At 48.4% G+C, this 17642-nt stretch carries 16 protein-coding genes; 10 read left to right on the forward strand and 6 right to left on the reverse strand.

Features of this window, described 5'->3' with window-relative positions; all coding sequences use genetic code 11:
• Positions 1–365: 365 nt before the first annotated feature.
• Positions 366–1055 carry a potassium channel family protein gene (locus LX98_RS05665; RefSeq protein WP_312748546.1) on the reverse strand — a complete coding sequence of 230 codons (690 nt, stop codon included), beginning with the start codon at positions 1053–1055 and terminating at the stop codon, positions 366–368.
• A 361-nt stretch (positions 1056–1416) separates the two neighbouring features.
• Between LX98_RS05665 and LX98_RS05670 the strand changes: the two genes are divergently transcribed.
• Genes LX98_RS05670 through LX98_RS05680 form a run of 3 tightly spaced genes read left to right on the forward strand, consistent with a single transcriptional unit; the run spans position 1417 to position 3603 of the window.
• Complete coding sequence (locus LX98_RS05670; protein WP_496427972.1) at positions 1417–2316, forward strand: tRNA (adenine-N1)-methyltransferase; 900 nt, start codon at positions 1417–1419, stop codon at positions 2314–2316.
• Positions 2317–2350: 34 nt separating this feature from the next.
• On the forward strand, positions 2351–2725 hold the full coding sequence (locus tag LX98_RS05675; RefSeq protein ID WP_496427973.1) for a response regulator: 375 nt from the start codon (positions 2351–2353) through the stop codon (positions 2723–2725).
• Complete coding sequence (locus tag LX98_RS05680; protein ID WP_496427974.1) at positions 2725–3603, forward strand: HD domain-containing phosphohydrolase; 879 nt, start codon at positions 2725–2727, stop codon at positions 3601–3603. The genes LX98_RS05675 and LX98_RS05680 overlap by 1 nt, the downstream gene beginning before the upstream one ends.
• Positions 3604–3629: 26 nt before the next feature.
• Here the strand turns inward: LX98_RS05680 and LX98_RS05685 are convergent, their stop codons facing one another.
• Positions 3630–4049: a rhodanese-like domain-containing protein gene (locus LX98_RS05685; RefSeq protein ID WP_496427975.1), complete on the reverse strand. Its 420-nt coding sequence runs from the start codon at positions 4047–4049 to the stop codon at positions 3630–3632.
• Positions 4050–4354: 305 nt separating this feature from the next.
• Positions 4355–4930, reverse strand: a complete 576-nt coding sequence (gene pyrE, locus LX98_RS05690) for an orotate phosphoribosyltransferase (protein WP_496427976.1) — start codon at positions 4928–4930, stop codon at positions 4355–4357.
• A gap of 216 nt (positions 4931–5146) precedes the next feature.
• Here pyrE and LX98_RS05695 point away from each other — a divergent pair, with 216 nt between their 5' ends.
• Positions 5147–6004 carry a hypothetical protein gene (locus LX98_RS05695; RefSeq protein ID WP_496427977.1) on the forward strand — a complete coding sequence of 286 codons (858 nt, stop codon included), beginning with the start codon at positions 5147–5149 and terminating at the stop codon, positions 6002–6004.
• Between the two features lie 117 nt (positions 6005–6121).
• On the opposite strand, the gene LX98_RS05700 is transcribed toward LX98_RS05695, so the two are convergent.
• Both LX98_RS05700 and LX98_RS05705 read right to left on the reverse strand, forming a co-directional pair.
• On the reverse strand, positions 6122–6553 hold the full coding sequence (locus LX98_RS05700) for a YMGG-like glycine zipper-containing protein (RefSeq protein WP_496427978.1): 432 nt from the start codon (positions 6551–6553) through the stop codon (positions 6122–6124).
• 32 nt (positions 6554–6585) lie between these two features.
• Positions 6586–7380: an SDR family NAD(P)-dependent oxidoreductase gene (locus LX98_RS05705; RefSeq protein ID WP_496427979.1), complete on the reverse strand. Its 795-nt coding sequence runs from the start codon at positions 7378–7380 to the stop codon at positions 6586–6588.
• Positions 7381–7626: 246 nt separating this feature from the next.
• On the opposite strand from LX98_RS05705, the gene LX98_RS05710 reads away from it, so the two are divergent.
• The 6 genes from LX98_RS05710 to LX98_RS05735 all read left to right on the forward strand — a co-directional run bounded on the left by LX98_RS05710 (position 7627) and on the right by LX98_RS05735 (position 16728).
• Complete coding sequence (locus LX98_RS05710) at positions 7627–8520, forward strand: hypothetical protein (RefSeq protein ID WP_496427980.1); 894 nt, start codon at positions 7627–7629, stop codon at positions 8518–8520.
• An 80-nt stretch (positions 8521–8600) separates the two neighbouring features.
• Positions 8601–10877 carry a BREX system ATP-binding domain-containing protein gene (locus LX98_RS05715; protein ID WP_496427981.1) on the forward strand — a complete coding sequence of 759 codons (2277 nt, stop codon included), beginning with the start codon at positions 8601–8603 and terminating at the stop codon, positions 10875–10877.
• 179 nt (positions 10878–11056) lie between these two features.
• Complete coding sequence (locus LX98_RS05720; protein WP_496427982.1) at positions 11057–13381, forward strand: BREX system ATP-binding domain-containing protein; 2325 nt, start codon at positions 11057–11059, stop codon at positions 13379–13381.
• A 365-nt stretch (positions 13382–13746) separates the two neighbouring features.
• Complete coding sequence (locus tag LX98_RS05725; protein ID WP_496427983.1) at positions 13747–15489, forward strand: ATP-binding protein; 1743 nt, start codon at positions 13747–13749, stop codon at positions 15487–15489.
• Positions 15490–15509: 20 nt separating this feature from the next.
• Positions 15510–15956 (forward strand): response regulator, encoded by a 447-nt coding sequence (locus LX98_RS05730; protein WP_312642615.1) that lies wholly within the window; start codon positions 15510–15512, stop codon positions 15954–15956.
• A 379-nt stretch (positions 15957–16335) separates the two neighbouring features.
• Positions 16336–16728 carry a hypothetical protein gene (locus LX98_RS05735; protein WP_496427984.1) on the forward strand — a complete coding sequence of 131 codons (393 nt, stop codon included), beginning with the start codon at positions 16336–16338 and terminating at the stop codon, positions 16726–16728.
• 83 nt (positions 16729–16811) lie between these two features.
• On the opposite strand, the gene LX98_RS05740 is transcribed toward LX98_RS05735, so the two are convergent.
• Positions 16812–17375, reverse strand: a complete 564-nt coding sequence (locus LX98_RS05740; RefSeq protein ID WP_496427985.1) for a hypothetical protein — start codon at positions 17373–17375, stop codon at positions 16812–16814.
• Between the last annotated feature and the right edge of the window lie 267 nt (positions 17376–17642).

Consider the following 17642-nt stretch of genomic DNA (forward strand, 5'->3'; position numbering starts at 1 on the left):
TCAACATCCATGTGAATCTTAAATAATGCTACAAAAGCAAAAACCAAGCCAATGACATGTTTCAGCCCTTATCCACAATGGGAAGGAACTTAATACCATTTTTTGAAAGGCTGAATTTCCTCTATTACGATGGTATAAAGTGAAGCTCTCATTTCATCAAATGAATAACAGTATGAAAACTAACGATAAAACTGCTCTCTGTGTAATTTCTCCTATCTTTTGGAATGATAGGATAGCTATTGAAGAAATCGGTAGCCCGTCGCATTCCCTGGATAGTGCGAAAGGGGAAAAAACGCACAATTTATAGGAGAGAGGTGGTGAGGAACAGAAAAGTGCAGAGGTAATTGACGGAACTGTTATATTTCTTACACGTTATTGCAAAAACGGTCCAAATCTTCCTCTCGGCCAATCATGACCAAGACATCTCCTTTTTCAATGACGTCATCGGGTTTTGGTGTGAAATTAAATATTTCTTCTTTCATCATACGCCCCTTGACCATTCTGGTAACTTGTTTTTTTATCCCAATCACATTCAAGTTATGCTTTCCGCGTAACTTAACGTCCTCAAGACTTAATCCGGACAAACTCTCTGAGACGGACACTTCTTCCACACTAAAGCCTGGGGCCAATTCTAAGTATTCAAGTACGCTCGGTGAGACCAGCCTGTGGGCGAGACGGATAGCCGCATCTCGTTCAGGGTAGATGACCTCATCGACCCCTAAGTTCATTAATATTTTCCCCTGGATTGGGGCCACGGCTTTCGCCACAATGGATTTTACTCCCATTTCCTTGAGTGTTTGAACAATAAGAATACTGGCTTCAATGTTTTCACCGATACTGACGACTGCGACATCGACGTTTTGAGCACTGACTGCTTTTAACGCGCGTTCATCAGTCGCATCGCATTGGACGGCAAATGTCGCAATGTCACTAATCGCCTGGATTTTTTCCTCATCCTTATCGATGGCAAGTACTTCGCATCCTTTCGTGACCAATCCTTGCGCCACGCTATAGCCGAAGCGCCCAAGCCCAATAACTGTAAAAAGGCGTTTCATGGTAGATTGGCAACGACCATTGTTTTCATCATGCGACTATTTTTGCATCAAGAGTAGCCGAGAGTCCTGTGGTTAAGGAAAATCTTCTGATCGGTTCCAGAGCCGGTGTTTGGTTTTTTGTATATTGAGAACATTCGCACAAGTGCCACTTGGAAAATTAAAGGATCTAAAAAAAATTGGAGAATTTGGTGGCGATAGGTATGTAGATACTGGAGTTACTTAATCATACGTCTGAATAGAGAGGGTGTCAAGAATGATCCCATTGAAATGTCGTTTGGTTGCCGAGTTGGTTCACTTAAGAAGGCTCCACCATTATGGTGGGTATCAAAGCGGAGAAACGCCTTGCTAGAATGCTTGCCTTATGAAAACATTTCAATCGGGAGAACGAGTTCATTTAATCGACAGGAAAGAACGGCCGTATGCGGTCACACTTAAAGCAGGAGAAATCTTTCAGCATAGTGGAGATCGGATTAGTCATGATGACATTATTGGAAAACCGGATGGGACAGTGGTCCAGTTTTCCAATGGAAAGTTAATGGTAGCCGTTCATCCTACGTTAGCTGAGTATACCTTGAAAATGCCTCGAGGAGCTCAGGTGATTTATCCTAAGGATTTAGCCGTTATTCCAATGTGGGCGGATATTTATCCAGGAGCCAGAGTCTTTGAGGCTGGGGTGGGCTCTGGCGCATTAACGATGGCTCTTTTGCGTGCGGTGGGGGATCGTGGGTGTGTGGTGAGCTATGAAATGCGAGAGGATTTTGCGGCCACGGCCACGAAAAACATTGAACGGTTCATGGGAAAAGTACCTAACCATTTCCTTCAGATTCGTAATGCATACGAAGGTATCGAGATTGGGGAAGGGGCGTCTTCCTGGATGTTTGATCGAGTGGTGTTGGATCTTCCAGAGCCATGGCGAGTGGTTCCGCATGCGGCAAGGGCATTACGGTCCGGGGGTCTGTATTTGAGTTATGTCCCGACGGTGCCGCAGGTGATGCAAACGGTACAGGCTTTGGAACAAAGCCGAGTATTTACCATGGTTCAAAATTTCGAAACGTTGTTGCGGACGTGGAATATTAAAGGCCGGAGTGTTCGACCCGATCACCGAATGGTTGCCCATTCCGGTTTTATTACCGTGGCCAGAAAAGTCGAAAATAATATTTGGAATTCTGAGCAATACAACGCTATTGAACCTGCGTCTCAACAAGACGATGATGTCATCAAGGAGGATGAATATGTCGGTGATGGATTAGATATTCCCTGAGCCCTTTCGGGCCAACCAGCAGGAAATGTTCACCATGGTGGGTCCCGTGAAAACGATCCTCATTGCCGATGATGAGGAAGATCTTAGGCTCCTGGTCCAGGTTACTCTTGAAGACCCCTCGTATCGGATTCTCACTGCTAGAGATGGTTGTGCGGCGGTGGATGCCGTTTGCACCCACATTCCCGACCTATTGATTCTTGATTGGATGATGCCGGGTCTAAATGGGTGTGAGGTGGTACGAAAGCTTCGCCTACACTCCGACACGGCTAGAATTCCAATTGTCATGTTAACGGCGAAAGACGGGCTTGATGCACGTAAGCAGATAGCTTCTCTTGATCTTGCGGGGTATTTGGTCAAACCATTTAGCCCATTAGAATTGATTCAAAAGGTTCGGGAAGTACTTGCCTGATGAATGAGGATAAACCCAAGGAGGAAGATGGGGTTTCTCCTTCATCATTTATGCCGTATACAAAGAACGAAGCTTCCCAAGTATCTGCCACAGGGGAACTCCAGGCGGCCCGCTCGCAACTCATGGCCTATGCCAAAGATCTCAAGCAGATGTTGGAGCAGGAAGGTCAGAAAACTCACCTGCTTAAAAAAGCTCATGCCCAAATGCTTGCTTACGCCCGAGACCTCAAGCTCTCCTTGGAGGCAGAGCAACGGAAAAATTGTGAATTGGAACAGGCTTATGCCGACACTATTCTTCGCTTAGCCCGTGCGTCACGCTATAAAGACGAGGAAACAGGGGCACATATTGAACGGTTGAGCCATTACTCGCAAGCGCTTGCTTTGGCTATTGGCTGGGATCAGCCACGCGCTCGTTGTTTATTTGCCGTTGCGCCCATGCATGATGTGGGGAAAATAGGGGTTCCAGATGCCGTTCTTGGAAAGCATGGCCCGTTGACGGAAGAAGAATGGCAATCAATTAAGCAGCATCCTCTTTTGGGAGCGAGTTTATTGGATGGCTCGGCGTCTCCCTTGCTAGAGATGGCCAAGGAAGTCGCGCTGACTCACCATGAACGTTGGGACGGAAGTGGATATCCTCGAGGGCTGAAGGGAACACAGATTCCCATCACAGGCCGAATTGTGATGCTGTGCGATCTTTACGATGCCCTACGAAGCCAAAGGCCATACAAACCAGCGTTTACCCATGAGAAGACATGCGACATCATTTTAAACGGGAACGACAGAACAAAGCCGACACATTTTGATCCACACCTTTTGGAGGCTTTCCGGGAGATGCATCAGGACTTTAACGGCATCTATTCTACCGTAGCCGAAATCTAACATTCTTTTCCGCAGGCTGTTCTCGATTACTTGGGGTGTTCGATAGGATACCCCGCTTCGGTCCAGGCATTCATACTTCCTTTCACATTATAAACATGCTGATACCCTAATCCCATTAAGGTTTCAGCAGCAATATTGCTGCGGTGTCCAGATTGGCAGTACACCACGATGTGCTGATCCAGTTGCGCATTGAGCTCTTGGTGGCGTCCTTCCATTTCACGAAAATCAATATTGAAATCCGTTCCGGGAATGAAGCCACCCATATGCTCGTCTGGACTCCGAACGTCGACGAGCACAAACCCTTTTTGTTTGGGTTGGGATGCCTTTTCAAGTCCGGCTTTGAGTTGCTGAACCGTTAAAAGGTAGGGCTCAGCAATCACCATAGTGGGATTCCACCATCCAAGAAAAAGAAGAGCGATTGTCAATGAAAAAGAAATGCGTTTCATGGTTGTCCTCCGTAGTATTGGGAATGACTTTCTTGCTTGAGGAAGTTAAGGCAGATGGCATTGTCCTCTCTGAATAGGAATTGCCAGACAATCGTTGAGTAATTGTTTTAAAATTGTATGGTTGGTCAGAAGGGACGGTCAAGTGAGTCATCCGAAATAGGGGAAGTGCCGACGAGGTTGTGAAGTGGAACTGGTCATTATTGATCAATTTGGACTGGAGAATTTTTGAAAAATAGGTTGCCCATTTTTTGAGGCCGGAAGAACCGATTAAGGTTTTGACCCGTGGTGGGAAATATTCCGAGGATTTACCGGACGGAGGGAGGCGTTTGTTTTAAATCTTCCAGGGTGAGAAGAGGGAGCAGCTGAATGCCCATGTGAGCCAGATTGCTTTTTCCTTCATCTTCAGATCGATCCACCACCACTAACCCATGCGTCACAATTAAGCCCTGGGCGCGGGCTGCCTCGGCGGCCTTTATCAGGGATCCGCCTGTTGTTAAAACATCGTCAACCACTAAAGCTGTTTCCCCGGAATGAATAGTGCCTTCAATTAATTTGCCTAATCCATGATCCTTAGGTTGTTTGCGCACGACAAACGTTCGCCATTCCCGCTGTGGATCGGCCCTATAACCATAATCAGAAATGCCGGTGGCGAGGGGAATCGCTCCGATTTCCAGTCCGCCAATGAGTGTAAAATCTAAGGATTTAAGCAGGTGATAGGATAATTGAGCCACAAGGTGACGTGAGTGCGGATGTGCCAATACAATACGACAGTCAACATAATAGGGGCTGTTTTTTCCTGAGGCGAGCCGGAAGCCCTCTTGTTGGTTCCATTTAAAGGCTTCCAGCTGATGGAAAGCCTGAATGAGGGCATTTTTGGGCATAGGAAGTTTAGAAGAGCGTTACGGTTGAGACATAAGCGATTTCCTTCTACCATTACGCTTCGAGATCTGCAACAAGGCGCGGAAAAAAATAAGGTGTTAAAAAGCAGAAAGTTTGTGTGGAGTGGGAATGCACCGGTGTGGTGGAAATCTTGTCTTTCCTTTGAGCGTGGGGAAGTCCAAGGCCAAAAGGAAACTCAGCGTGAAGGAGCGTATTGAATGTTTAAAGTGAAAAAACGTCCATTGAAAAAAGAGAAACCCCCGGTTCTCTATAATATTCTAGAAAACTATACGGATTATGATCCCCCTGGAAATGTAATGGTGTGCGGAATGACGGAACCGGAAAATTTGGAGATGCATGCACGAGTCCTGTCGGAAAGTTATGATATTCCTCTTGAAGCTATAACAGGCGTGCTTCAAGACGGGGGGATCTATCTCTATCCGCATGAAGGTACGCTTGTCACCAAAGGCGCATTCGTCTGTCGCGTTGATCCTCTTGGTAAAAATCCGAAACACACGTGGGTCATGGATCTTGAGCAATATGCGGCAGCCGAGCGCATGCGTCAAAGTTATGGTGTAACGTTGGAAGAAGGCATGGAGCGGGTTTTTTATCGAGGCCTTCCTCAGGAATTACAGGATCGGTTGCGGCAAAAAAACTTAGGGATCGATTTGACAAAAGGTGACTCAGGGAACGCGTGTAGTGGAGACATTCAATATATTGATTTCCGAAAAGATTGGTCTCCCCATTTTAAGCGAAAATGTGTCATGCCAGATGGACGATTGATCGAGACCAGCGGGCTCCATGATTTTGCGGAACTGCATGGGATCAGCTTAGAGGAGACCCGTGCGTTGTTTGATCACGGGGGGACTCTTGCGCTGAAAGATGGTGGAGGCCTTGCGTGTCAGATCATCAATGGCCAGCCATCCGTGGCCCGCTTTAACTCACGGCAATTCAGTAAAGCTAAAGCTCTCGCCAAGGAAAAAGATCTTCATATGTTGGACGCCTTAAGTGAAGTGGCTTATCAAGATCCCGTGTTGATGCGAGCGCTTCGACGTGCAGAAAGCCCTTCATCCTAATGTTCCTTGATGTTCCTGTGGTGCACGTTCCGATACTGGATTTGCTCAAGGTGATAACCACCAGGGATAGTGTCTCGAGGTGTCCTCCCGCCATTTCCTTCATGTTCCTTCCCTGATCTATTCCCAACCAATCGAATCGTACCCTCGTTCCGAAAGACATCGGTTGACGAACGCCTGGTGGGCGGGGGTGGGTTGCGAAGCCTGAAATAAGCCACGGATAAAGCCCACGGTCGCACCTGTCGCGGCACCTATGGCTGCTCCGATACCCGCTCCTCCTCGAAGGGCGCCACTGACTGCCCCGACCGCACCGCCTGCTCCCGCCCCAACGGCAGTATTCCCGGCCACCGTCGAGGCCTCGTGTTCTGGGACATAATCTTCTGCAAGCTGTTGGCATTCCTCAATGTCCTGTTCAGCTCGATCGGGGCCAACTTGATGAAGATGGTCGTTGGGATAAAGGATTGGGCGAGGGCCGGAGCACCCAAAGGCCAGGATACAGACACTACAGATGCTAAGAGAGACAATAAAGGACTGAAAATGGGAATGGGGCATGCTGCGCTCCTTTAATATGGGAAATCGTGTGTTTAATGAGAGAGGGTGTTTGGTGGTCGAACAAATCTGGCGCTTAAACGCCCGAACCACTTTTTAGGAAGGAATCGAGTTATCCAGTGAGTTGCGAATCCTTGCCACCCAATAGTTACGAGGGTCTGTCGGGACCTTAGGGCGTTTAACGATTTTTGGACGACATCGTGGGGAGTGTGAGGGGAAGAAATATGACGGGGAGAATGCCCCGCTGTCCGGTGAAAATCGGTTTCGGTATAGCCGGGACAACACACCTGGACGGTCACTCCACTTTCCCTGGTCTCCAGCGCCACGGCTTCAGAGAAAGATATGATAAAGGCTTTGGTGGCCGCGTATTCTGCCATATAGGGAATTGGGAAAAATCCTGCCACGGAAGCTACATTGATAATTGCACCCTGCCGTCTATTCATCATATCTGGAAGAAAAAGTCTGGTGCTTTCTGTGGTTACATGAACATGAACTTGTAACATGTCTTGGATGGTTGGGAGAGGCATGTTTGCAAACAAGCCGTACAGGCCAAAGCCTGCATTGTTGACGAGCAACGACACATGAAGCCGATATGATTGAGCCAAACTGTAAAGGGTTTCAGCCGCATGAGGACTGGCCAAATCCAGGGTTTCCGTCCAGACTTGGACAGAAAAGGCCTCTTGAATTTCTTTAGACAATTGATTTAGACGGGTTTGATCGCGGGCAACCAAAAGGAGGTCATAGCCTTGACCTGCTAGGGCTTTTGCATATTCCGCTCCAATCCCCCGTGAGGCTCCTGTGATGATAGCAAATGGTGAGGTGTTTTCCATAAGTCCGGTTTGAAGAATGATTTAACCATAGAAGGCTCTCTTCTGGCGGGTCAACTATAGGGAAAACAAGGAACGCTTACCATTACAAAAAACCGTGTGTGTTTAATGAGCCACCCTCCTAAAAAATGCCAGAAATTATTAAGAATTTTCCGGTATGTGCCGAATGAAACAGGTATGCGCCGATCAATCGGTTCTTGAAAGCCGATTGCCTGAATTCACCACAAACCAGAGGACTCGATAACCGACATGAGTGCCGAAGGAATTGATAATACGTTAAAAGCCTGTGGGTCGAGTTCGGCAACTGGTGTGCTTGAGTTGCCGGATGCCTCTCCACCTTCAATGGCTGCAACGAAAAACGTTAATTTGGAGCAGGCCTTGGCTGATATTGAAGAGCAAGCCGGGGGATTAGTAAAAACCACGAAGCAGGTGATGGCGTCATTTAAAAAAATTAAAGATGCAGCGAAAGTGGGTGATTTGGTCAATCTGCGAAAATTACTGGAGGAAGGCAAGGCGGTGACGCTGAGCCTGGGGTGTGACTTTGTGAAAACCCAGGAACGCCTGAATTTTGATGAAGCTGGATATTTGGAGGGCAAAGCGTTTCGCCAGGAACTTCTTACCACTGCCCAGCAGATGGGTGTCAATCTCTATGAGCACGATGGCTATTTGTTTTCCTATCCAGTCTTATTACGGATTCTTCATAAAGAACGTGCGGTCGCCATTGATCGAATGCGGGAAAACCGGCTTCGTCCTTCGGTCTTGGTCAAACGATTAAAGGAAGTTCAGAATAAGCCCCTTCGATTTAAGCCGCAAACGTTTTTAGAGATGGTCTTTACGGCCTATTCCATTGTGGTGGCGGGTCGAGGGAAGCACCTCATTGGCAAAGGAACGGTGATTCCACTGTTGGAATTGTATCAACTATTGACGCTCCTTCCGTGGCAGGCCAATGAATATACCAGACAGGAATTTGGCCGGGATGTTTATTTATTGGATAAAAGTGGAACCATTTCCACCAAAAACAATCATCGGGCAAACTTTCATGCCAGTACCGGCGTGCGGGATGCCAACAAAACGTTAACCGTGATTGCGCAAGGGGGACGGGAGAAAACCTATTATGGAATCTCCTTTGTCCAGTCGGGATAAACCGGTCAGCACCGTATTTAAGTTTCCCTAGGGTGAACCGAGAAGACGAATGAGATTAACAGGATATTGAGGGAAAATTTATGTCTCCACAGGAATGGTTAAACGTTCTCAAATCTGCCTATCTTCAGGGGTTTATTCGTCGTGGAGGATCGGCCGTCAAATTTGCGGTCGTGGAGGAGGCTCAGAACGCGAAAGCTGTGAGCGTGGGGGTGGGGGCGCTATCACGGGAGGAAGGCTTTGTCACGATTCACGCGGATTCTCATTGTACAAAGGTTCAACTGATTGATCTCTTGTTTAAGGAAATGGCCAGACAAGTTGATTGGGATGCCTTGGCGTTCGAGTTTGTCAAAAAACTCTTTCGGGAGCATCAATGGAAGATCCCTGAAAGGCGGGAGGAATGTTGCTGGTCTTCTCTGGCCTCTCTCAATAGTTGCGATGAAGCCACGATGCACCGAGAAGTGAACGCATGGTTGGAAGGGAGCTTGTTTCAGGATTTTCACATGAGTCGGGAATTTCGACTGGCCATGATCCAGTTGTGTTTGGCTCAGTTGGAATTGCCGGATAGTCCCGCTAAAGAGTCGGAAGCAATTAAGGCCTGGCTTCGGGGTGAGCTGAAACACATGGCTACCCTCAAAAAAATATTGATTTTTGAAAAGGTCACCCGCAGTAATGCGCGTGACCTCATAGTCTCCTTAGCCCATTGGACCCGCCTGTTGGGGAAACCCGGTATGGTCTTGACCATCGATATTTCTGCCTTTACAGGCCGCAAAGAAGCCGGTGCGACCTCCCTTAATTATTCGCCCTCTGCGGTTATGGATGCCTATGAGATGCTGAGACAATTCATTGATGGCAGCGATGAAATCGAAGGGTTATTAGTTGTGGTCGTTACCTCGCAAGCGTTTCTCTCGGATCAACGGTTGGGTCTGAATCGGTATGAAGCCCTAAAGCTTCGAATTTGGGATGATGTCCGGGATAAAACGCGTCAAAATCCATTTGCACCGATGGTCAGACTGACCGACCACACCGCAGTCTTTCCCGGGAGTAGTCTCCTGGCCAGAGTGGGTAACCGAAAAGAAGATGTGCAGCATCAACGGGTGATTGAATCCTTGAGGGCAGGTGTCCCAAGCCCGGGAGTGGTCCAAGCGCTGGGATGTCCACAGCCGATGGTCAAGTCCAAATTTCAACAGATGTTGCAGGACGCTCAGGCCAGCATTCATAAGGGTTGGACCACAAAAGGGATGTTGATTGAAGGAGGATTTGGTACGGGAAAATCACATTTGCTGGAATCCTTGAGACGTATGGCATTGGAATCCAGATTTGTATGTAGCAAGGTGGTAATCAGTAAGGAAACGCCTCTGTATAGTCCCGCATTGATGTTTCGATCTGCCATTGAGTCTGCTGATATTCCCGAAAAACGAGGAGATGCCTTGGCCGAGGTGGCAGCGGGTTTAAATTTCAAGAGTCCTCAATACGCAAATTTTTATGAATGGGTGCATCGTCAGGGTGGAGAAATTGATGGACGTTTTGCGGCCTCGGTGTTTCTGTACGAACGCATGGTGAATGACCCGGAGTTACGTCACCGGATCATTCGATTTTGGGCCGGGGATCCGTTGACCGATGCTGAAATCAAGCGATTACTCAAATCCTGTGATGCGAGTGTTTCCTATCGATTTGAACGAGTCTCCCCCATGGAGATGGCGTTGCAACGATTTAAATTTGTTTCACGGCTTATGATTGCGGCGGGATATTCTGGCTGGATTTTACTGATCGACGAGGCAGAAATTATTGGCCGGTATTCCTTTAAGCAACGAGCCCAGTCCTATGCGGAATTAGCCAGATGGCTTGGTCGACTGGAAGCCTCCAGCTTTGCCGATCTCGGCTATAAATCCGGATTGGCGGCGGTGATGGCGCTCACGGATGATTTTCAAAGTGCGATTCTTGATGAAAAGGGTGATCGGGAAAAAGTGCCAGAAAAACTGCGAGAATCAGGATCGGAAACCGATTTGGTGCTGTCCCGCCAAGCAGAACAGGGCATGCGGCTCATTGAATGCGAACGCATACCCTTGGTCGGTCCCTATGACCAGCTTGTAGAAGAAATCTATCATAAAATTCGTTCCATTCATGGTGCCGCGTATGGGTGGGAACCACCTCAGGTCCCAACGATTGAGCGATTATCCAGCACCCGGATGCGTGAATATGTCAAAGGCTGGATTACCGAATGGGATTTGACGCGTCTTGATCCAACACAAAAAATTGACATTGAATTAACGGAAATTCGACAAGATTACTCGGAAGATTCTGAATTAGAAGGGGATGAGGAATGCCGGCTTCACCCGGCACTCTCCGAGTCGAACTAGTTTGGGTCTTGACCACGATGTCTGTCATCAGAAAATTCGCACAAAAGAATCACCAGATTCAAATCAATTTTTCAAAGACGGGGCAACACGTTTATCAGCATAGGTCTCTGCCTTTTCGTCAGCTTGTAAGACCTATCTGTGTATGCATGTGACTTTCTAACCTGTGAAGGATACGAGCAATGGAGTTACGACCTCAAGAATGGTTTCAGACGCTTCGCCAAGAATACCTTCAACGATTTATTGGGCAAGGAGGTTCATCGGTCAAGTTCGTGGTGACAGATTCTGACCCGGATCGAGTCGACATCCAAAACCAATTGGCTACCTTGGCTCAGCAGGAGGGGTATGCGTGCATCTCAGTTGATGCCAAAGACACCAAAATTCATATGATGGATAAGTTTTTCCATCAGATTGCTCGCCGCATTCCATGGGATGATCTGGCCTCACAATTTGTTCGTCGACTCCTTCAAGAAAATGGGTACCAGATCCCGAACAACAAGGAAGAGTTTTGCATGACTGGCGTCGCCCGAATGAATGAACGGGCGGAACCGTTACTGCGACGGGATTTAAATAGTTGGTTAGAGCGGGCTATCTATCGAGATACGCAGATGTGCCAGGAATTTCGGATGGCCATGATCCGATTGTGTTTGGGGCAATTGGATTCTGGCTCAGAAGTCCCCTTTATGACCGAACCGGTCAAGTCATGGCTGGGCGGGGAGATTCGTCAGATTTCAGCTCTCAAAGAAGCCCTAATTTTTCAAAAAATTAATCGGACCAATGCTCGGTATATGTTTGTTTCGTTATGCCGTTGGTTACGGTTAGTTGGGAAAACAGGGTTAGTCGTGTCCCTGGACCTGAGTCGATGTTTGCTCAGTAAGAAGCCGGATTCGCCGGAAGGTTTGTATTATGGCATTTCCACGACGTTAGATGCCTACGAAATGCTTCGCCAGTTTATTGATGGAACAGATGAATTGGAAAGTTTCCTGTTGGTGGTCCAGGTGCCGCAAGAATTTTTGACAGATGAACGGAGGGGACTCAACCGATACGAAGCGTTGAAATTACGTATTTGGGACGAAGTCCGTGACCGCCAATACCAAAACCCATTAGGGGCATTGATTCGTCTTGGATCTCAACAGGCCGGGGAAACCCACGATACCGGAAAAAAGGACTACACTGATCGGCCGGCGATGGCCAATGGTGATGTTGGCCATCAACGCGCCATGGAAGCTTTGCGATCCGGAGTGCCGAATCGTGATGTGGTGCAGGTACTGGGAAGTCACCAACCGGACCTGGAAGGTAAGTTCAGACGGCTGCTTCAACAGATGGAGGCAAACGTTCCTCATGCCACGCCTACCAAGGGTATCGTCATTGAAGGAGGGTTTGGGAGTGGGAAATCCCATCTGCTTCACGCGTTGCAACAGGTGGCGCTGGAGAAGAATTTTGTCTGCAGTCCCATTGTGATCAGTAAAGAGACACCCTTGTATAATGGTGTCCCCCTCTTTCGTGCAGCCATCAACAATGCCATTGTTCCCGGTAAACATGGTGATGCTCTCACCGAAATAGCCGGTGAACTGAATTTCCAAAGCCCGCACTTTGCCGATCTGTTTGATTGGGTGCATCGGAAGGACCAAGGATGTGATTCCCGTTTTGCTGCCAGCCTGTATCTCTATGAGCGGATGATTAATGATCCTGAGCTGAGTCATCGCATGATCCGGTATTGGGCGGGAGATCCGTTGAGTAATAGCCAACTCAATAAATATCTCCAGGGGTGTCCGCCGGAAAACCCCTATGTGTTCAATAAAATTTCCAGTCAGGATTTGGCCTTACAACGGTTTCGATTTGTCTCACGCTTGATGGTGGCGGCTGGCTATAAAGGGTGGATCTTGCTTATTGATGAGGCGGAAATCATCGGGCGATATTCTTTTAAACAGCGGACCAAGTCCTATAGGGAGGTGGCACGGTGGATGGGGGTGTTGGCCGAAGATACCTGTCCGGCTATTGGGGCCATTGTCGCCCTGACTGATGATTTCCAAAGCGTGATCTTGGAAGAAAAGCAGGATTCCCAGAAAATCGAGCAGATGTGTCAGGAGGAATCGACGGATGAAGTTCATATGCAAGCATTACAGGCGATCCAGGGTATCCGGCTCATCGAACAGGAGGGCGAACCATTAATTCGTCCCTATGAATCAATGGTGGATTCCTTATATGAGCGGCTTCGGTCTCTGCATGGATCGGCCTATAGTTGGACACCGCCACCCGTTTCAGCTGTAGAGAAATTATCCAGTACCCGGATGCGCGAGTATGTACGTGGATGGATTACGGAATGGGACTTGCGACGACTGTACCCTGAAGCTCAATTAGACATTGAAATTCTGGATGTGCGGCAAACGTATGACGAGGATCAGGAACTGGAACCCACGCCGGCGGATGACATTGACTCTGAAAAGATAGCAGAGCCGGAAGAAAGTTTGATGGCTGTTGCCTTACAAAATCAAGCTCCTGTGTGAGTGAGCATACCAGGTGGGAGCAATCAGTCGTATGGCGCAAAGGCCATACTCCTGCCGAGGAATAAAGGGCTTATGTTTGTCTCTGCTGTGCTTCCCTCCTTTCTCTTCTTAGGGGTCCGCCAATATATTTGACCGGATGGGTACCCATCATCTTCTGAATAGTGGGAGCTCACTGGGAGTCGGATTCAGGCGTAATCCCTTCGAAAAAAATCGCAAGCCAAAGTCCTTAGAGCCATGGGGATGAGGGAGGCCTCTCATGGGGGGGTTGCTCAATTTTGTTGGTAAGGATCCGATAGCGTAAGTCAGAGGACCGCCCTCGAAGAGGGAGGGGATTGAAAAACCTGCATTGAGAATAGGAAAGACCATTGTCGGTATCTGAGTTGACGCCTCGTAAAGAATTGCCGTTGTCGGTTTTGGGACTCTGGCGAACCTGTCTGAACAGAATTCTGGGAGCCATGGAGCTCCTACATCGGCATACGATTTTGGTGTTAACCGTGCTTTTTGGGCTCTGTCTCATCGTGATTTATTTCCATATTTCCCAATTGAAAACCCAAATGGTGACGGCCATGGCCTTTCGGGGATCCGAGATTTACACCAGAGCGCTGAAAGAGATGCGGATATGGTACACCGTCGAGATTGTTCAACGCCTTCATAGCCAGGGAATTAAAGCCTCGACAGGGTATCGGGACCATCAAGGCGAAATTCCTCTCCCTGCGACTCTCAGTCGGGACCTGGGTAATCGATTGGTTGCTGGGCGAAAAGGCGAACGATTGGCATTACTGAGCCCCTACCCGTTTTATCCTGAAAAGAAATCAGGAAAATTCAGTGATGGCTTCCAGGAAGAGGCGTGGGAATTTTTCATGCAACATCCTGATACGGATGAGCCATTTTATCGGTTTGAACAAGTCGATGGGCATGAATCCCTCCGTTTCGTGAAGCCCGATCGGATGCAGAAGGAATGTGTGGAGTGTCATAACAGTCATCCGGACAGTCCAAAGCGTGATTGGCAGATCGGGCAGGTGGGCGGCTTGTTGGAGGTTGTGTATCCCGTTGATTCGTTGGAGACGATCATGGGTATGAGTTGGCAAGGGACCTATGGGTTGCTGGGGATGTTGGTCGTCATTTGGATGGGGGGATTCGGGTTAGTGGTGGTAAAGCTCGGCCGGGTGGCCAGTGAATTGGAAGAGCAGGTTCGTGATCGAACCGGCGCACTGCAAAGTGCCAACACACATTTAGAATTGGAAATTCATGATCGACTATTGGCCGAAGATACCCTTCGGAAGGCGAAAGATAATCTGGAAAAGCGAGTCCAGGAGCGAACGGGGAAGTTGGCTGCCTCAAATGCCGAACTCATTCGGGAAGTGGCTGAGCGGAAGCGGGCCGAGGAGGACATACGCAAACTCAATTCCCAGTTGGTCCAGCGCTCGGCCCAACTCGAGGCGAGCAATAAGGAGCTTGAGGCGTTTAGTTATTCGGTCTCCCATGATTTACGCGCGCCCTTGCGGGGGATCGATGGGTTTAGCCAGGCCGTATTGGAAGATTACGATGAAAAACTTGATGAGTCAGGACGAAATTATTTGCGGAGGGTGCGGACGGCCAGTCAACGAATGTCCAAGCTTATCGATGCCATGCTCAATCTGGCCCGGTTGACACGAGCCGAAATCCATACCCAGACCTTTGATTTGAGTGCCCTAACCCGGGCTGTTCTCGAAGATTTTCAAAAGATGGAACCGGACCGGCAGGTCGAATGTATTGTGGCCAATAATGTATTCGCCACCGCTGACCCGCAATTGCTTCGGGCCGTTTTAGAAAATTTGATCGGGAACGCGTGGAAGTTTACCCAGCAACAAGCCCATCCCCGTATCGAATTCGGTTATGGCCAATACAAAGGGCAGGCCGCCTACTTTGTCTCCGACAATGGGGCAGGTTTTGATATGACTTATGCGCATAAACTCTTCGGCGCGTTCCAACGGCTTCATGCCTATACAGAATTTCCTGGAGTGGGCGTAGGGCTGGCGACGGTGCATCGTATTATTCAACGGCATGGTGGGCAAATTTGGGCAGAAGGAGTGGTGGGCAAAGGGGCGACCTTTCATTTTACGTTGTAACGCAACCGGAGGAGGAGAAGATGATGACCAACAAAGTAATTCTGTTAGTAGAAGATCATCCTGATGATGAAGAGTTGACGATGCGGGCGCTCAAGAAAAACAATATAAAAAATGAAGTTGTGGTGGCCCGGGATGGCGTGGAAGCGTTGGAATATTTATTTGGAACCGGAGCGCATGCCGGTCGTGATTTAAGCCAGATGCCTCAAATTATCTTGCTGGACCTCAAGCTCCCTAAAATTGATGGGCTGGAAGTGCTTCGACGGTTACGAGCTGATGAACGGACGAAGTATCTCCCGGTGGTTGTGCTCACATCGTCCAAGGAAGAGCAGGACATTGTGAAAAGCTATCAACTTGGAGCCAATAGTTATGTTCGCAAGCCAGTGGACTTTCAAGAGTTTTCTCAAGCGGTTCAAAATCTGGGGCTGTATTGGCTCATTTTAAATGAATCGGCGCCGGAAAGGGTGTGATTCGGTCAGGTAAAAATAAATACCCACCTCAGTTGGGGGGCATGTGTCTGCCTCGGGTAGATCCGTGGAATATTCCGGCATTGCCTGGTCTTGTTCATTGACCAATCTCGCCATGGTTGTTGAGTATTTCGGCTCTCTTTCTCTCTGTCAAAGGTTCCAACAGGTGTCAATATTTCAGTGAGTTCAAACAGGAAAGATATGCCCGTCCACCGCATATCCTGCCTATCTTCCTGAGCCCCGCCTTCTGGTCCTTGGATCCCCTGTCTTTTGTTTCCACATGCTTTTCTCGTCTCTATCTTATCCGGTGTGTTACCAGGCATATCCCTTGCTCAGTGTAAGAGTACCTGAACTACCGACCATTCTTTTCAAGGAGGGGGCCATGAGACGAATGCTGACATGGGATATTCCCGAATCCGTCACGTCACATGAACATGCGTGGAATCCAAAACGAAAATATACGGCTGAAAGTATTGGTCTGGAGACCCAGCGGGGGTCAAGAAGCAGTGCGGCCGGGGCGATCTATTGTGCCAAATGTGGTAGTGAGGTGAAGGTTTTTGTTTCTCCCAGACGAAATCCCCATTCCAGTAAATTAGGACGGGCTGTCTCGTTGAAGGATCATGATCTGTGCCGGCGGTGTTGGCGGAAGTTGATGCATGAACAACGGAAGACGGGGGTGGTGACCCTGCCCATTTCCTTCTTTGCAAAAGAGGAAAATCTCCGGCCTCGCCTGTTGATACCCAAAATGGCTTCCGTACCCAAGCAAGCGTCCTAACCCTTCTCAGGCAGGGAGGGTGAGGAATAGGGGTAAATGGCTCAACCATCAGTGCTAGGTCGGATATGGTCTATCCGTGTGCATTATTTGGAGGAAATGGTCGCGCTTTGACTCTCTTGAATAAATGCTTTCGCAAGGGCAGTATTTTGATACACGACCTTTAATTCCAGATTTCCGAATGGGCGGCGCACGACCTTCAGTAACACCTGTCCATCTTCAAAACCTGCATTCAGCTCGTCGAGTTGTCCAGAAAGAAACGATTGCTTGGTCGCTTCAGTAAGGTCCTGCGTGAGGTCATAACTCGCTCCAAGAATGATCTGTAATTGCTGGTACCACTCATCTCGATATAGCCCCATATCGATGGTAATCTTTGCCAGTTTCCCGGCTAGTTCCGTGTTATCTGAGGCCTCATCGGGTAAATAGGTCAGTTCAATATATCGATTTTTATCGGTAAGTTCATAGAGACATTCCTTAGAGCTATTGCAGGCTGGTAAGGCGGTTACCTCTTGTTCCGTCATGCCAAACTTTAAATCCCGGAAGCCATCAATTCCGGGCTCTGCCAATCCCAGCCCACCCGATAGGACAATTGAAACGCTGGTGAGGAGCGCACAGGTTCGTATGCTTAGGATGCCGAAAAGTAATTTCATGACATGATTCCTTACTTGTGAAGCTAGAGAAATGAAGAAAAAAATAACTATCCAGGTGATGTCGACTGTTTTGCATGAGTCAATCACCATAGCAAACCTTTCCTGAAAAAGGCGATGATGCACTGCAGGCAACCTAACAAATGAGGCCATACCAGGAGTTGGGATACTCAGAAAAGAAATTGTTGAGGGGGGCTTGTGAAATTATTTTGGAAATGTGACGGTATCGAATTCATTGGGAGCATTGAGGCTTTCTTAGATAGGTTCTCT

The sequence above is a fragment of the Nitrospira marina genome (genome assembly GCF_059568365.1).

Coding starts and splice junctions, on each gene's coding strand:
- LX98_RS05710 (WP_496427980.1), top strand. CDS start 7,627: ATGAGTGCCGAAGGAATTGATAATACGTTAAAAGCCTGTGGGTCGAGT.
- LX98_RS05705 (WP_496427979.1), bottom strand. CDS start 7,380: ATGGAAAACACCTCACCATTTGCTATCATCACAGGAGCCTCACGGGGG.
- LX98_RS05740 (WP_496427985.1), bottom strand. CDS start 17,375: ATGAAATTACTTTTCGGCATCCTAAGCATACGAACCTGTGCGCTCCTC.
- LX98_RS05695 (WP_496427977.1), top strand. CDS start 5,147: ATGTTTAAAGTGAAAAAACGTCCATTGAAAAAAGAGAAACCCCCGGTT.
- LX98_RS05665 (WP_312748546.1), bottom strand. CDS start 1,055: ATGAAACGCCTTTTTACAGTTATTGGGCTTGGGCGCTTCGGCTATAGC.
- LX98_RS05680 (WP_496427974.1), top strand. CDS start 2,725: ATGAATGAGGATAAACCCAAGGAGGAAGATGGGGTTTCTCCTTCATCA.
- LX98_RS05675 (WP_496427973.1), top strand. CDS start 2,351: ATGGTGGGTCCCGTGAAAACGATCCTCATTGCCGATGATGAGGAAGAT.
- LX98_RS05700 (WP_496427978.1), bottom strand. CDS start 6,553: ATGCCCCATTCCCATTTTCAGTCCTTTATTGTCTCTCTTAGCATCTGT.
- pyrE (WP_496427976.1), bottom strand. CDS start 4,930: ATGCCCAAAAATGCCCTCATTCAGGCTTTCCATCAGCTGGAAGCCTTT.
- LX98_RS05685 (WP_496427975.1), bottom strand. CDS start 4,049: ATGAAACGCATTTCTTTTTCATTGACAATCGCTCTTCTTTTTCTTGGA.
- LX98_RS05720 (WP_496427982.1), top strand. CDS start 11,057: ATGGAGTTACGACCTCAAGAATGGTTTCAGACGCTTCGCCAAGAATAC.
- LX98_RS05730 (WP_312642615.1), top strand. CDS start 15,510: ATGATGACCAACAAAGTAATTCTGTTAGTAGAAGATCATCCTGATGAT.
- LX98_RS05670 (WP_496427972.1), top strand. CDS start 1,417: ATGAAAACATTTCAATCGGGAGAACGAGTTCATTTAATCGACAGGAAA.
- LX98_RS05735 (WP_496427984.1), top strand. CDS start 16,336: ATGAGACGAATGCTGACATGGGATATTCCCGAATCCGTCACGTCACAT.
- LX98_RS05715 (WP_496427981.1), top strand. CDS start 8,601: ATGTCTCCACAGGAATGGTTAAACGTTCTCAAATCTGCCTATCTTCAG.